10 protein-coding genes and 1 pseudogene are annotated in these 14,416 nt (G+C 72.6%); 5 read left to right on the top strand and 6 right to left on the bottom strand.

The features are described 5' to 3' along the window. Positions 1 to 22: 22 nt before the first annotated feature. Positions 23 to 1,324: pseudogene (locus STRAU_RS44850) on the top strand (ATP-binding protein); the annotation flags it as partial. 1,396 nt (positions 1,325 to 2,720) lie between these two features. Here STRAU_RS44850 and STRAU_RS44295 read toward each other — a convergent pair. From STRAU_RS44295 to STRAU_RS35975, 6 genes are all read right to left on the bottom strand, one after another. Continuing rightward, positions 2,721 to 3,950 (bottom strand): MFS transporter, encoded by a 1,230-nt coding sequence (locus STRAU_RS44295; RefSeq protein ID WP_052029418.1) that lies wholly within the window; start codon positions 3,948 to 3,950, stop codon positions 2,721 to 2,723. Positions 3,951 to 3,964: 14 nt separating this feature from the next. Further along, positions 3,965 to 4,528 carry a GNAT family N-acetyltransferase gene (locus STRAU_RS35995; protein ID WP_016645318.1) on the bottom strand — a complete coding sequence of 188 codons (564 nt, stop codon included), beginning with the start codon at positions 4,526 to 4,528 and terminating at the stop codon, positions 3,965 to 3,967. Further along, complete coding sequence (locus tag STRAU_RS35990) at positions 4,529 to 5,737, bottom strand: type III PLP-dependent enzyme (RefSeq protein WP_016645317.1); 1,209 nt, start codon at positions 5,735 to 5,737, stop codon at positions 4,529 to 4,531. Between the two features lie 18 nt (positions 5,738 to 5,755). After that, positions 5,756 to 7,066 carry a DUF6271 family protein gene (locus tag STRAU_RS35985; RefSeq protein ID WP_016645316.1) on the bottom strand — a complete coding sequence of 437 codons (1,311 nt, stop codon included), beginning with the start codon at positions 7,064 to 7,066 and terminating at the stop codon, positions 5,756 to 5,758. A gap of 20 nt (positions 7,067 to 7,086) precedes the next feature. Further along, complete coding sequence (locus tag STRAU_RS35980) at positions 7,087 to 8,112, bottom strand: phytanoyl-CoA dioxygenase family protein (protein WP_016645315.1); 1,026 nt, start codon at positions 8,110 to 8,112, stop codon at positions 7,087 to 7,089. Between the two features lie 604 nt (positions 8,113 to 8,716). Next, positions 8,717 to 10,228: a glycoside hydrolase family 3 protein gene (locus STRAU_RS35975; protein WP_016645314.1), complete on the bottom strand. Its 1,512-nt coding sequence runs from the start codon at positions 10,226 to 10,228 to the stop codon at positions 8,717 to 8,719. A gap of 421 nt (positions 10,229 to 10,649) precedes the next feature. Between STRAU_RS35975 and STRAU_RS35970 the strand changes: the two genes are divergently transcribed. The 4 genes from STRAU_RS35970 to STRAU_RS42700 form a co-directional block, all read left to right on the top strand. Next, positions 10,650 to 11,936 (top strand): aromatic ring-hydroxylating oxygenase subunit alpha, encoded by a 1,287-nt coding sequence (locus tag STRAU_RS35970; protein WP_016645313.1) that lies wholly within the window; start codon positions 10,650 to 10,652, stop codon positions 11,934 to 11,936. Between the two features lie 211 nt (positions 11,937 to 12,147). After that, positions 12,148 to 13,578, top strand: coding sequence for a hypothetical protein (locus STRAU_RS35965; protein ID WP_016645312.1), 1,431 nt, complete (start codon positions 12,148 to 12,150; stop codon positions 13,576 to 13,578). 180 nt (positions 13,579 to 13,758) lie between these two features. Continuing rightward, positions 13,759 to 14,220 (top strand): PLL family lectin, encoded by a 462-nt coding sequence (locus STRAU_RS35960; protein WP_016645310.1) that lies wholly within the window; start codon positions 13,759 to 13,761, stop codon positions 14,218 to 14,220. A 4-nt stretch (positions 14,221 to 14,224) separates the two neighbouring features. Continuing rightward, positions 14,225 to 14,416 (top strand): hypothetical protein (locus tag STRAU_RS42700; protein ID WP_158692205.1); only part of this gene is annotated, 192 nt, incomplete at its 3' end.

The following is a 14,416-nucleotide window of genomic DNA, read 5'->3' as shown; positions in this document are numbered from 1 at the left end:
GCCCGATGCGGCGCAGCCCGCCGCGGCGCGGCCGGACCCGGTGTCCCCGACGCCCCCCGGCAGCCCGCCCCTCGCCCCCCGCCCGCGCACGAACCTGCCCGCGCCCCTCACCGAACTCATCGGCAGGGAAAGCGCCTTGACCGAGGTGAAGTCCCTGTTCCGGGCGGCGCGTGAGCTGACCCTGACCGGGGCCGGCGGCGTGGGCAAGACCCGGCTCGCGCTGGCCGCGGCCGGGCAGCTCGCGGGTGACTTCCCCGACGGTGCCTGGCTCGTCGAACTCGCCGCCCGGGGGCGTACGGAACCGGCGGACGCGCCGCACGCGGTGGCGGAAGCCGTCATGACCGCCCTCGGCATCCGCGAGGAGAGCGCCCCCGGACCCACCACCGCCGGGGCCCGCTCCACACCCGCCGACCGGCTCGCGGAGGCGCTGGGCGACCAGCGGATGCTGCTGGTGCTCGACAACTGCGAGCACGTGATCGACGCGGTCGCCGAGCTGGCCACCGTGCTGCTGCGGCGCGCCGCGGGCCTGCGCCTCCTGGTCACCAGCCAGGAACCCCTCGGCATCCACGGCGAGACGATCTGGCCCGTACCACCCCTGGACGTGCCCGGGCCGGAAGACGAGGCCGACCCCGAGGACGTGGCCCGCTCCAGCGCCGTGCGGCTCTTCCTCGCGCGGGCCACCGCGGCAGCCCCGGGGTTCGCCCTCGACGCGGACAACGCCCGGGACGTCGCGACGGTGTGCCGTCGTCTCGACGGGATTCCGCTGGCCCTGGAACTGGCCGCCACCCGGGTGCGCGCCCTGGGCACGAGGGAGTTGGTCGCCCGGCTCGACGACCGGTTCCGGCTGCTCGCCACCGGGCACCGGGGCGCCCCGCCCCGGCAGCGGACGCTGCGAGCGATGATCGACTGGAGCTGGGAGCTGCTGACCCCGCCCGAGCGGGTCGTGCTCCGGCGGCTCGCCGTGCACAGCGACGGCTGCACGCTGCGAGCGGCCGAGGAGGTGTGCGCGGGGGAGGGGCTGCGGCCCGAGGACGTACTCGACCTGCTCGCGCGCCTGGTGGACCGGTCACTGGTCGTCGCGGTCGACAGCGGCCGCACGAGCAGCGACCACGCGAGCAGCGACCGCACGAGCAGCGACCGCACGAGCAGCGACCGCACGAGCGGCGACCACGCGAGCAGTGGCGCGAGCAGTGACCGCACGAACAGCGCCGAGAGCGCCGACCGCGGCGGCGGGCTCCGTTACCGGCTCCTCGAATCCGTCGCGGAGTACGGTACGTCCCGGCTGCACGAGGCCGGGGAGACGGCGCGGGTGCGCCGCAGGCACCGCGACCACTACATCGCCCTCGCCGAACGCACCGCGCCGCACCTGCGCGGCCACGACCAGCGGCGCCGGCTGCGGATCCTGGACGCGGAGGCCGCCAACCTCCGCCGGGCGCTGGACGACGCCGTGCGCGAGGGCGCGGCCCACGACGCCCTGCGGCTGGTCAACTCGCTGGCCTGGTACTGGTTCCTGCGAGGCAGGCTCAGGGAAGCCGTCAGGTCGCTGGAGGCCGCGCTGGCCGTGGCACGCGACGTGGGACCCGCCGCGACCCCTGAGACCGTCGTCTCCGCGCGGGCGCAGGCCCGGGCGTGGCAGGCGGGCTTCGCCGTGCTCGTCGGTGACGGCGCCGGCGCCGACGCCCGCGCCACGGACGGGAACCGGGGGCCCGTCGAACTCTCCAAGGACATCGCGGACCGGCGCGACGGCGCCCGCGCCCAGTGGTTCCTCGGCTTCGCCCTGTTCGGCGTGGGTGACCAGGCGGCCAGCGAGGAACTGATCGAGCACGCCCTCGACGGCTTCCGCGTCCTCGGCGACCGGTGGGGTCTCGCCGCGGCGCTCTGCGTGCGCGCCAACCAGGCGCACGTACGCGGCGACCTCGACGCGCTCGCACGCGACGGTCGGCGCAGCGCGGACCTCTTCACGGAACTCGGGGACTGGTGGGGCCAGTTGCTGACCGTGGAACCCCTCGCCGGGCTCGCTCAGATGACCGGCGACTACGCGCGGGCCGCCCGGCTGCACGAGGACGGCCTGCGCATGGCCGAGGAACTGGGGCTGTGGCCCGAGGCCGCCGACCAGCTCTGCGGCCTCGGCAGCACCGCCACGCTCACCGGCGACCACGACGCGGCGCGCCGGTTCCACGAGCGGGCCATGCGCCTGGCCGCGGAACACAGCTTCAAGCCGGGCGTGATCCGCGCCGAGGTCGGGCTCGGCCTCGGCGCGCGCCGCGAAGGCCGGCTCGACGCCGCAGAGAGCCACTTGCGCCACGTCCTGAAGTGGCTCTCCCGGATGGCCTTCGAGCCGGGGCGCGCCCTGGTCCTGGCCGAACTCGGTTTCATCGCGGAACAGCGCGGCGACGGCGCCGAGGCGACGCGGCTCCACGAGGAGGGCTGGGCCGCGGCCCGGAACACCGGCGACACCCGCGCCCTGGCCCTCGCCCTGGAAGGCATGGCCGGAGCCCGCGCCCTCACCGGCCGCCCGGAGAGCGCCGCCGTCCTCCTCGGGGCGGCACACACGGCCAGACAATCCGTCCGCATGCCCCTGCCGCCCGCGGAGCGCGGCGACGTCGACCGCGTCACCGCGGCCGTACGCGGCCGCCTGGACGAAGCGACGTACGCCGCCGCGTACCGGCGCGGTCGGGCGCTGACACCGGAGGAGGCGATGTCAGCGCACGCGCCGCCACTCAGACCTCCGCCGTCACCTGCGCCGACCCCGTCCAACGGATCCTCACCGCGCACACCGACACCAGGCACGCCGAGACCGCCACCGCGGCCATGCCCCAGACCAGGCTGCTGCCGGCCGCGATGAAGCCGATGACCGGCGGCCCCGCGAGGAGACCCGTCGTGCCCATGGCGGCCACCAGGGCCAGCGCGTCCGAGCCCTGCCGTGCCGCGGCCACGTACACGCAGGGGGTCACCGCCGCGATGCCGAGGCCCATGGCGGCGAAGCCGATGAGGGCGGGTACGACACCGCCGGCCAGGAGCGCGAACGCCAGGCCCGCGGCGGCCAGGACGCCGCCGACGCGCACGACGCGGCCGTCGCCCCACTTGGTCCGCCAGCCGTCGGCGAAGAGGCGGGCGAGGACCATCATCACCGAGACGACGGCGATGCCCAGGGGCGCCAGGCGGGCCGACGCGTCGGCGACCTCCTTCATGTACAGCGCCGACCAGTCGTTCATGGCGCCCTCCGCCACGGTGCCGAACACCATGGCGCCCCCCATCCACAGGGTCACCCGGGACGGGACGGTCCAGGTGCGCCGCTTCTTCTTCAGCGGTTCCTCGGCGGGCTGCAGCGGCTCGTCGGCTGGCTGCTCGGCGGGCTCCGACTCGGCCTTCGCGTCGGGCCCCTCGTCCGGCAGCAGCGTCGGCTGCGCGTACAGCGTCAGGAGCAGAATGAGCACGGTCGCGACACCGAAGTGCAGCGCCATCGACGAACTGAGCGCGCTCATCCCCGAGGCGAGGAGCGCGGCGCCGAGCGATCCGGCGCTGAACGTCGCGTGCAACTGCGACATCGCGGTGCGCCCGTGCCGGGACTCCAGCGCGGCTCCCTGCGCGTTCATGGCGACGTTCAGGCACCCGACGCCCAGGCCGTCGGCGCACATCACGGCCAGGGCGACCGGGTAGTTCGGCGCGGCGGCCAGGGCGAGCAGGAGCACGCCGAGGAACAGCGCCGAAAGCAGCGCGAGACGCCGTGACCCCCAGCGTTTGCTGAGCGCGGCGACCAGCGGGAAGGACGCCGCCGCGCCCACGCCGCAGGCCATCAGGAGCAGCCCCAGCTCGGCCTCGGTCAGATCGAGCCGGGACTTGAGCGCGGGCAGCCGCGCCGCCCACGTGGCGTACTGGAAGCCCAGGACGCAGAACAGGGCCGCGATGGCCAGTTGTGCGCGGCGGAACTCGTCGCGAACGAGCAACATGTGCATGTGCCTCTTCAGCCTCTTCGTCCTTCCGGCACCGCCGCGGACATGTACACCGCGTCCGTGCCGTAACTGCCCGGGAGGGAGATCTCCCGGTGCGCCCGGTAGCCCTGCGCCGCCCAGAAGGTCTCGCTCCCGGCGACGGCGACCAGGGAGATCCGCTCGTACGTCTGCGCCCGCGCGGTGGTCGCCAGATGGCGCAGGAGGCGCCGGGCGAGCCCGCGCCCCCGGAAGCCCTCGGCGACGACGAGGTCGTGCAGGTGCAGATTCCCCGCGCGGACCGAGGGGGCCGAGGGGAGAGCGGGGGAGGCCGTGTCCTCCGGTCGTGCCAGGTCCGGTGACTGGAACGGCGGATAGGGCAGCGCGAGCAGATAGCCCGCGGGGCCCGCGGCCGGCGGGTCGAGCACGAAGCAGGTGCTCGGCGAGGCCCGGGCCCGCGACTCCAGCGCCGCGCGCCCCTCCGAGAGGCCGAGTTCCGTGTAGACCTCGGCCTCCAGCTCCGCGATGCCGCTCCAGTCGTCGTCGGCGATGGGCCGTATGCGGACGTCGAGGTGCGGTACGCGCACGTCGTGGGTCATCTAGCGCGGCCCTCCCGGGGCGGTGGCGGGCAGGGCGTCGCGCTCGTCGCGTATCCAGGTGTACGGAAGCGGGCCGAAGCCGTTGAAGCCCTGGGTGGTGTAACTCGTCGCGTAGGCACCGGCGGACAGGATCCAGACGGGGTCGCCCGAGGCGGCCGTGCGGGGCACGTGGACCAGGCTGCCCTCGTGGCTGTACGCGTCGTCGCTGTCGCAGGTGGGGCCCGCGACGACGGCGGGTACGTAGTCGCTGCCCCGGTACTCGGGGAACACCAGCGTGTACTGGAGCGCGTCCATCTCGTACAGGCCGTTGAACTTGCCGCAGCTCAGGTACAGCCAGTGCTGGCGTTCCCCCGTGATCTGCTGGCGCGCGGACAGCCGGGACACATGGGCGCGAACGGCGCCGTGGTCGGCGACCAGATAGCGGCCGGGCTCGATGACGAAGTCCAGCGGGGCCCCGGCCACCGCCCGCAGCCGCTGCATGCCCTCCCGGATCACGGCGAAGATCTTGTCCAGGGGCGGGTCCAGGGGCCTGCCGTGCCGGTCGCGGTAGCCGAGGGCGGGCAGCCCGCCGCCCAGGTTGATGTGGTCCAGGAGGATCCCGCGCCGCCGCAGGGCCGCCAGCACGTCGGCCATGCGGTCGAACGCGGCCCGCCATGCCTCGGCCGTCATCTGCTGCGAGCCGACGTGCACGGACAGGCCCGACGGCGTCAGGCCCGCCGTCCGCGCCGTCGAGAGCACGCGCAGGGCGTCGGCCGGGGAGCAGCCGAACTTGTGGCTGAGGCCCCACAGGGCTCCCTCGCCGTCGGTGGCGAGGCGGCAGAACACCCGGGCGCCGGGGGCGAATTGGGCGATCGCGCGCACGTCCTCCACGCTGTCCGTCGCGAAGTCCCGGATGCCCAGACGGTGGGCGTCGGCGATGTGCCGGTCGGACTTGATGGTGTTCCCGTAGTGGATCCGTTCGGTCGGGGCCCCGGTCGCCAGGGCCTGCGTGATCTCGTGCGGGCTCGCCGCGTCGAAGCCGGCGCCCCGCCCCGCCAGGCAGGCAAGGACCTCGTCCACCGGACATGCCTTCATCGCGAACCGGACGGACACTCCGGGCAGTTCGCGCACCAGCGCGTCGTGGCGCTCGGCGATGCCGGGAAGGTCGTAGACGATCTGGTCCTCCGTGGCGGCCGCCAGGGCCGCCCGCAGGTTGGTCGTGTCGTACATGGTGGATGCCCTGTTCCGCTACGCGTGCAGCCGGCTGAGGCTGGTGGATCCGCTCGCCCGGACCAGCGCCGCCCAGCATTCGATGAGCAGCGCGAAGTCCTCCATGTCCTGCCGCGCCTCGTCGAGCAGCCGCTCGCGCCGCGGGAGGAGGGCCTCGGCGAACGCCGCGTACTTGCCGCCGAGCCTCCGGTAGGACCGGTCGAGGACGCGCAGCCGTTCCGCGTTCTCCGCCGTGTCCAACTGGGTGCTCCTGCGGACGAGTTCGGCGATGCGCGACACGCGCACCTCGTGCCGCTCGTCGAGCAGCGAGGATCCGGCCTCCGTCATCTCGCGGTAGACGAAGTTCAGATACAGCATCGACAGGAAGAACTTCACGAACCGGTTCTGGTAGGCGACGAATCCGGCCGGGGTGCGCCGCTCGCCCGTGTAGAAGTTCACGATGTTGCGGTTGTGCACGACACCGGGGAGCGTGGCGTCGTACACGAGGTGCAGCAGGAAGTAGTCGCTGCCGATGGTGTCCGTCGCCGGGGGCAGCGGCACCTGCTCGTGCACCCGGTGGAAGCTGACGTTGCACATGTCGACGCGCATGGGGTCGACGAGGGTCAGGAGCGCCTCGTCGCGCGTGAACGGGTCGAGGCCGGCGCCGCGGAAGGACTCGTCGACCAGGTCCCGCTTCTCGTCCGCGGACCAGTCCGCCGGCGCCCACAGGCTGACGACGTCGTAGTACACGTCGCGGTCGAGCTCGCGCATCTCGCCGATGTCCACGGACAGTTCACCGATGAACGAGGAGCCCACGAGCGTCACCGGCTTGTCGGCGTGCGTGGCGTCGAGGTCGGTGTCGGTGACGCCTTCGGCGGCGTCGGCGGCGCGCTTGCCGAGGGATGTCAGCTCGTGGTGGACGGGGAAGACGGTCTCGCCGTCCAGGACCTGGTAGTCGCTGTCGGAGTCCCTGCGGTGAACCGACTCGCAGCCGAGTGCGGCGGCGACGAGGAAGGCCCGGTTGGTGCAGGCGCCGTACGACACGGCGTCGGGCAGCATGAGGTCGAGCAGCAGGTCCGGCTTGAGCGCGCCGGAGTGGTGGACGACCTCCCGCAGGAAGGACCGCTGTGCGTCCTCGTCGAGGTGGTGCACCACGATCCGCGGCGTGCCCTGTGCCGCACTGGCGGCGCGGGCGTGCTCGGCGAACGTGTCGGGACCGGAGGAGTCCAGGATCAGCACGTGCACTTCGACGTCGAAGGTCCGGGCCGCGTACTCCGCCTCCTGGAGCAGGGCGGAGACCATCGCGGCGCACGCCCTGTTGGTGGGAAGGGTCAGGCAGATCTTGCGCATGGCGGTTCTCCGGTTCACCACTAGGCGTTGTCGGCGTGCCAGGAGCGGAGGCCGAGGAGCTTCTCGCCCAGGTCGGTGAGCGCGGCCGTGCCGTAGCGCTCCGACTCGTGCTTCGTGGCGTCGCCGACGAGCGTGGCGTTCCAGTCCGGGGTCGACAGGCTCCGCCAGGACTCGACGCGGGACTTGCGCAGCACGTGGTGGGATTCGAGCGCGGGCATCATGGAGAGGTACTGCACCGCCCTGACACCGTTGTCGGAGGTGTTGGGGGCGACGCCGTGCGCCAGCATGCCGTTCCAGAGGAGCAGGTCGCCCGCCTTCAACTCGGGGCGTACCACGGGGAATTCGGAGCGGTCGGTATTCGGGCGCACCGGATCGCGGTCGGCGGGCTGGTCGAGCTTCCACCGGTCGAACTGCCGGAACAGCTCGGGCGAGCACTGGAATCCGCCCAGCTCGTGCCGCGTGTCGTGGAGCGCGATGATGCCCTGCACACGCTGCGGCAGCACCTCGCGCGTGGAGTCGACGTCCCAGTGCAGCTCGATGTCGAAGCCCTCGTCCGTGGGCGCGATCAGCGAGCGGGAGCGGTTCTTGACGTTCGGCGGGTTGAGGTTGAGCCGGTCGAGCGTCACCCACAGCTCTTCGCAGTCCCACACGTCGACGAACGCGTCGTAGACCCGCTGCGTCTGCCGGCTGTCCCAGATGAGCTGGTGGTGGTACGCCTCCACGAAGCCGTAGATGTAGAGGTCCCGCTCCAGGTCCGTGCGGAACTCCCGCTCCTCGTACCAGGTGTCGGGGCGGGACGGGTCGAGCCCCTGGAAGTCCCAGGTGAAGTCGAGGAGCTTCTTGGCGGCCGCGGCGGGTATCGCCTCCTCGACGACCACGTAGCCGTAGGTCTGCCAGGACGCGAACTGCTCCTCGGTCAGGACGCGCAGCGGCCGCGTCTTCGCTATCTCCTTCAGCGGGAACTGTGCCAGGTACGTGTCGCCGTCCGCGCTGAAGTACGGGCGGTCCGAGGCGGCTCGGTGCAGAAACTCGTGAGGTGTGGACATGCGGGGTCCTCAAAGGCCGGTGTGACGCGGTGAGAAAAGACTGGTGTGACGCGGTGAAGGGGTGCTGGTGGGCGCGGTGAAGGGCAGGACGGACCGCGGCCTCGCAGTTCCGTGCGTGGGGGGAGACCTCGCGGGCGAGGCGGCGACGAGAACGGCGTGGGTGCTGCCGTCGTCGCGGTCCGGGGGCGTCACTGCCCGCCGGGCCGGCAGGGGACCGGGGCGCCACTCGCCGCGACGGACGGGTCGGTCCGGTCGCGGGGGCGTCGCGTACGACGTGCCCCGGTTGTCCGAGGTCGGAGTGCGTGCGGGTGGTTGGCGTGCGGATCGGGGCGACGGATCGCGGCGCTGGGTGCTCGACCGTGACCCTCAGTGGACTAGACCAGCTTCGGTTTCAACCAAGATGGACTAGACCAAGACCGAAGTCAACCCCCGCCCGATGTGGGCGTGTTGAGGTGTCCACACCCCTGCGTACGGTCTGTCGCCGGGCGATTCCGGGGGGTGCGGGCGGCCCCGCGGAAGGGGGCCGCCCGGGGTGTTCGCGCGGTGTCGACCGGGCTGTTCACGTGTCGCCGACCCGGCTCTTCGCGCTGTGTTGTCCCGTCGTTCAGGAGGCGCCGACGAGCACCTCGGCGACGGCGATGCCGGAGACCCGCGTGGCGCCGTACGTCGTCAGGTGGACCGCGCCGACCTGTTCGCCCGCGGGAACGCCCATCTCCACCACCAGGGCATCCGGGCGGCGCCGCACGAGGCCCGCGAGCGCCTCGGACATCCACGGGTGCCGGGCCGCGTCGCGCACGACGACGACCAGGTCCCGGCCGGTCGCGGGCGCGAGGGCGAGGCGGTCCAACAGGTCGTCCTGGCCGGTCAGTTCGGCCTCGCAGATGCGCACCGACGTGGTGCCCGGGCGCAGTGCGCGCAGCGGCTCGCCCACCCCCCACGGCGTCGCCCCGTCGACGGCGAGGCTCATGGTGGGGGAGAGCTCGACGACGTGCGGGTCCGCCGTGAGCGGCAGGTCGGTGCCGTTGCCGCTGCGATGGACGCGGACGGCGCGGCGGGCCGCGACCAGGCCGATGTCGGACGGGTCCGTGCCGGGCTCGGCCCGCCGGCCGAGGGCGGCCGACCAGGCGGCGAACTCGCCCACGCGGGAGGAGGCTTCGGTGAGGCGCTCCTCGGGCAGCGTGCCGTCGAGCACCGCGCGCACCAGTGCGTCGGCGAGGTCGACGGTCGTGGACTCCTCCGCGCTCTCGCCGCCGACGCACACCGCGTCCACTCCGGCGGCGACCGCCCGTACGGTGGCGCCGGTGATGCCGTACGGACCGCTGACGGCGCCCATCTCGATGCCGTCGGTGACGACCAGGCCGGTGAAGCCGAGTTCCTCGCGCAGCAGGCCGTTGATGATCGGTGAGCTGAGCGTCGCGGGCAGTTCGCCGTCGTGGGCGGGCACCAGCATGTGCGCCGTCATGACGGCGCGGACGCCCGCGTCCATCGCGGCGGCGAACGGCGGCAGGGCGGTGCGGGCGATCTCGGCGGCGTCGGCCGTGAACCGGGGCAGGCCGTGGTGGGAGTCGACGTCGGTGTCCCCGTGGCCGGGGAAGTGCTTGGCGCAGGCCGCCACCCCGGCGGACTGCAGCCCCCGGATCCAGGCGGCGGTGTGCCGCCCGACCACGTCGGTGCGCTCCCCGAAGGAACGCACCCCGATGACCGGGTTCATCGCGTTGGAGTTCACGTCGGCGCTGGGCGCGAAGTCCAACGAGACGCCGATGGCCCGCAGGTGAAGGCCGATGTCACGGGCGACGCGCTCGGTGAGGTCGGTGTCGTCGATGGCCCCGAGCGCGAGGTTGCCCGGCCAGGAGGCGCCGGTGCGGGCGCCGATGCGGGTCACGTCGCCGGCCTCCTCGTCGATGGCGACGATCAGGTCCGGGTTCTCGGCGCGCAGGGCCGCGGTGAGCGCGGCGACCTGCTCGGGGCTCTCGATGTTGCGCCCGAAGAGGACGACGGAGGCGAGCCCGTCGGCGATCCTGCGGCGCACCCAGTCCGGCGCGGTGGTGCCCACGAACCCCGGTTGGAGCACGGAGTTGGCCAGCCGGGTGAGACGCGGGTGGCTGTCGCTTGCCATGAGGGGACCTCCGGTAGAGCGGGGTGCGGGTTCGGCGGATCGGCCGGCCGCGGCGAAAGCGGAGCGAACGAGGTGGATATTGGCCTATACCAATCAACGGCGTCAAGGAGCCGTTGTGCGGGGGTGTGTGCTCAAATGTTCTGTACGGGAGGGGTGTTCGGGGTGATCTTGGGGCACTCTCGGCCGGATCTGAGTCCCCCTCCGCCCGATCCGCGACCGTCCTCCGCCGCCGTCGCCGCGACCGGGATCCGTTGCGCCGCGACCGGGATCCGTTGCGTCGCCCACGGGATCCGTTGCGTCGCCCATCCGGATTGCCCGGCTAATCCGAAGGATGTACCTGAATGTCGTCCAGGGCGTCGATCCTTCGCCGCCGCCCCCGGCCGAGCATGGGAAGAGATCCCGGACTCAAGGCGGTGGCACCATGCTGCACGACGGAATTTCCTCCCCGCACGACGGACCTTCCTCCCTGCACGACGGACCTTCCCCCCTGCACGACGGATTTCGCCCGCCGGACGGCGGCCTCCCCGCCCTGCTCGGCGAGCTGACCCGGATCGCCGGGCTGCCCCTGGAACGCGGCGAGACCCTCCCCGCCCGGGCCTACACCAGCGAGGACTTCCACCGGCTGGAAAGGGACCGCGTCTTCGGCAGCGACTGGGTGTGCGTCGGCCATGTCGACCAGGTCGCCCGCCCCGGCGACTACCTGCGCACCGATGTCCTCGGCACTCCCCTCGTCATCACCCGGGACGAGACCGGCGAGCTGCACGCCCTGTCCCGGGTGTGCCGGCACCGCTTCATGGACGTCCTGCCGGCCGAGACGACCCCCGACCAGGGCTCGCTCAAGCGGCTGACCTGCCCGTACCACACCTGGACGTACCGGCTGAACGGCGAGTTCGCCGGCCGGCTGGCAGGTGCCCCGCTCATGAACAAGGTCGACTTCGACCGCGCGGCCTGCCGTCTGCCCCGGTACCGCCTGGAGGTGTGGCACGGCCTGCTGATGGTGAGCGGCGACCCCGACGCGCCGCCGCTCGGCCCGCAACTGGCCGACCTGGACGCCACCCTGGCGCCCTATCGCCTCGCGGACCTGGTCGTCGCGTACACGGAGCGCTGGGACGGCGTTCCGGCGAACTGGAAGGTCGCGTTCGAGAACGGCTCGGAGAACTACCACCACATGGGTTCGCACGCGGACACCCTGGAGCGGATCCTGCCCGGCAAGGACACCGTCGTCGACGAGTGCGAGGGACGCGGGTTCAGCATGTACACCCCGTTCGCCCCGGACATGGAGATGCCGCGGGGGCCGGACGGCATGGACCTGGTGGGCACGCTCATCCCCGGACTCGGCATGCGGCAGCTCTCCGGGATGACGGTGGCGGGCGTCTTCCCGAACATGGTCCTGGCCCTGCTGCCCGACAGCGTGACCTTCGTGCGCTGGGTCCCCACGGGCCCGGCGACCCACGACGCGCTCGTCACGGTCCTGGTCCCGGCACAGGCCAGGCAGCGGCCTGACTTCGACGCGTACGTGACGGCCTCGAAGGAGCAGTTCAAGGTGATCCAGGCCGAGGACCTGGTGGCGATCCGCGGTGTGCAACGCGGCCTCGCCACCGATCCCGCGCCGTCGGGCGGCCGCTTCTCCCATCTGGAGCGCCCGTTGTGGCAGTTCCAGCGGTATCTGGCGGAGCGCCTGGCGGGGGTGGGCGCGGGGGCGCCCTGAGCGGTCGGGCGGCCCCCCGAGGGGCGCGGCAGGGCCGGTGCCCTGATCAATATGAACGCAATCGCTCAACTGTCGAATGCCGCTGCGCCGGTGCCTAGCATCTAGCCCTCCACAGCATCCGGCCCTCCGCGCGAGGGCCGTGTCCGGAGGTACCGGGAAAGGACGATTCATGGGCGATCGGCTGACCGCGTGGCGCCTGCGCCGTGCACGCATGATGGGCGGGCGGGGCCGCGCCTCCGCTCTCGCGAGCGGCCTCGTCCTGGCTGTCGCGGCCGGGCTGACGGGGCCCGCGTCGGCCGCCCCGGCGGACGCGGAAGCGCCACAGCCCGCTGACTGCCCGGCGAGCGTGGGAACGAAGGCGGACTGCTACACCGGCCGGGATTCGTCCGGTGCGTACTACGCGATCGCCGTCCCCAAGAACTGGAACGGCTCCCTGGTCGTGCACGCGCACGGCGGCCCCGACCTGGGCGCCGAATCCGATCCCCGGCGCAGCGTCGAGGACCTCGGGCGCTGGTCGGTGATGGTGGACCAGGGGTACGCCTGGGCGGGCTCGTCGTACCGCCGCGGTGGCTACGGCACGCGCATGGCCGCCGCGGACACCGAGAGCCTGCGCCGGCTGTTCGTACGCGAATTCCGCAAGCCCCGGAAGACCTACCTGCACGGCCAGTCCTGGGGCGGGAACGTCGCCGCCAAGGCCGTTGAGACGTACGGCTCGGGCGCCGGGCGGCCGTACGACGGCGCGCTGCTCACCAACGGCGTGCTCGGCGGCGGCTCGCGCGGCTACGACTACCGCGTCGACCTGCGCGTCGTCTACCAGTACTACTGCCGGAACCACCCCCGGCCCGCCGAGCCCGCCTACCCCCTGTGGAGCGGACTGCCGAAGGACTCGGCCATGAAGGGCAGCGACGTCGAGGACCGGCTTCAGGAGTGCACCGGACTGGCCTCCGCGCCCGAGGACCGCACGGCCGTCCAGCAGCGCAACCTCGACGACATCCTCGCCGTCACCCGGATCCCCGAACGCGCCCTGGAATCCCACCTGAAGTTCGCGACCTTCACCTTCCGCGACCTCGTGCACGAGCGCCTCGGCGGGCGCAATCCCTTCGGCAACCGGGGCGTGCGCTACACCGGATCCCACGACGACAAGGCGCTCAACGCCGGGGTGGAACGGTTCTCGGCCGACCCCACCGCGGCGCGCGACTTGTCGTACGACAGTGATCTCACCGGCAAGGTGTCGATCCCCGTGCTCACCCTGCACGCGATCGACGACCCCACGGCCTTCGTCGAGCACGAGGCGGCCTACGGTGCCGCGCTGCGCGGAGCGGGCCGGGACCGGCACCTGGTGCGGACGTTCACACGCGAGAACGAGCACAGCGGGCTGAGCGCCGCCGAGTACGCCAACTCCCTCGCCGCGCTGGACAGATGGGCCCGCAAGGGCAAGAAGCCCACTCCGGCCTCGGTCGCCGCGTCCTGCCCCGCCTTCGACGCGACGTACGGGACGGGGTGCTTCTACGATCCCGACTTCGTGCCGGGGGAGTACGCCTCGCGCGTGAACCCGCGCCCGGGCGGCCGCACCTGGCCCGCGATGACGGCGACGCAGGAGCGGGCGTGGGGCCGCGTCCCCGGGGTGGGCATCGCCCCCTGACCTTCGCGGCGCCCACCGGCGAGACCACCATGGATGAGGAACAGGCCAATTCCTCCCGCACACCTCTGCTGCCCTTCACGTGACGAGACGCTGCAACTACGTTCTGTGACGCACGAACGCATCAGCAGATCGCGAGCCCCGCCCGCCACAGCCGCGGGCGCGGGCCGGGGAGGGAACACGATGGGTTCATGGCACTGGAACGATCAGGAGAGCCCCACCACCGCAGTCGGCGTCCGCGCGACGATGGGCGCCGTCACCATGAAGGACGACCCGCAGGCCATGCAGCGGCCGTACGTCTTCGTACGCGGCTACGACTCACGCCTGCACGTCAACTGGTGGGACGGCAACGTCAACTGGTGGGACGGCAAGGCATGGCACTGGAGCGACCAGGGCACGCCGGCCGGGCGCACGGTCATCGAGAAGGTCGGGGCCATCACGGTCCAGGACGGTCCGAACGCCCAGCAGCGGCCCTACGCGTTCGTCGTCACCGACGACTCGAAGCTGCACGTCAACTGGTGGGAGGCGCGCCGAGCGGGCGTCTGGTCCGTGAGGGCGTCGGAGTCGTCTCCGTTCAGGACAACCCGAACGCGGCGCAGCGCCCGTACGCGTTCGTCATCACCGACGACTTCCGGCTCTGGGTGAACTGGTGGGACGGCTCCAAGTGGCACTGGAGCGGGACGGCTCCAAGTGGCACTGGAGCGACCAGGGAACGCCGCCGAACCACACCATCTCCCGTCCCCTCGGCGTCACCACCATGAAGGACGACCCGAACGCCTTCACCCGCCCCTACGCGTTCGTCATCACCGAGGACTCCCGGGTCTGGGTGAACTGGTGGGAC

Origin of the sequence: Streptomyces aurantiacus JA 4570 (assembly GCF_000414115.1) — a bacterium.
In the GTDB taxonomy this organism is placed as follows: domain Bacteria; phylum Actinomycetota; class Actinomycetes; order Streptomycetales; family Streptomycetaceae; genus Streptomyces; species Streptomyces aurantiacus_A.
Note: the sequence above shows the minus strand (reverse complement) of the source record. Positions and strands in the feature narration are given on the sequence as shown.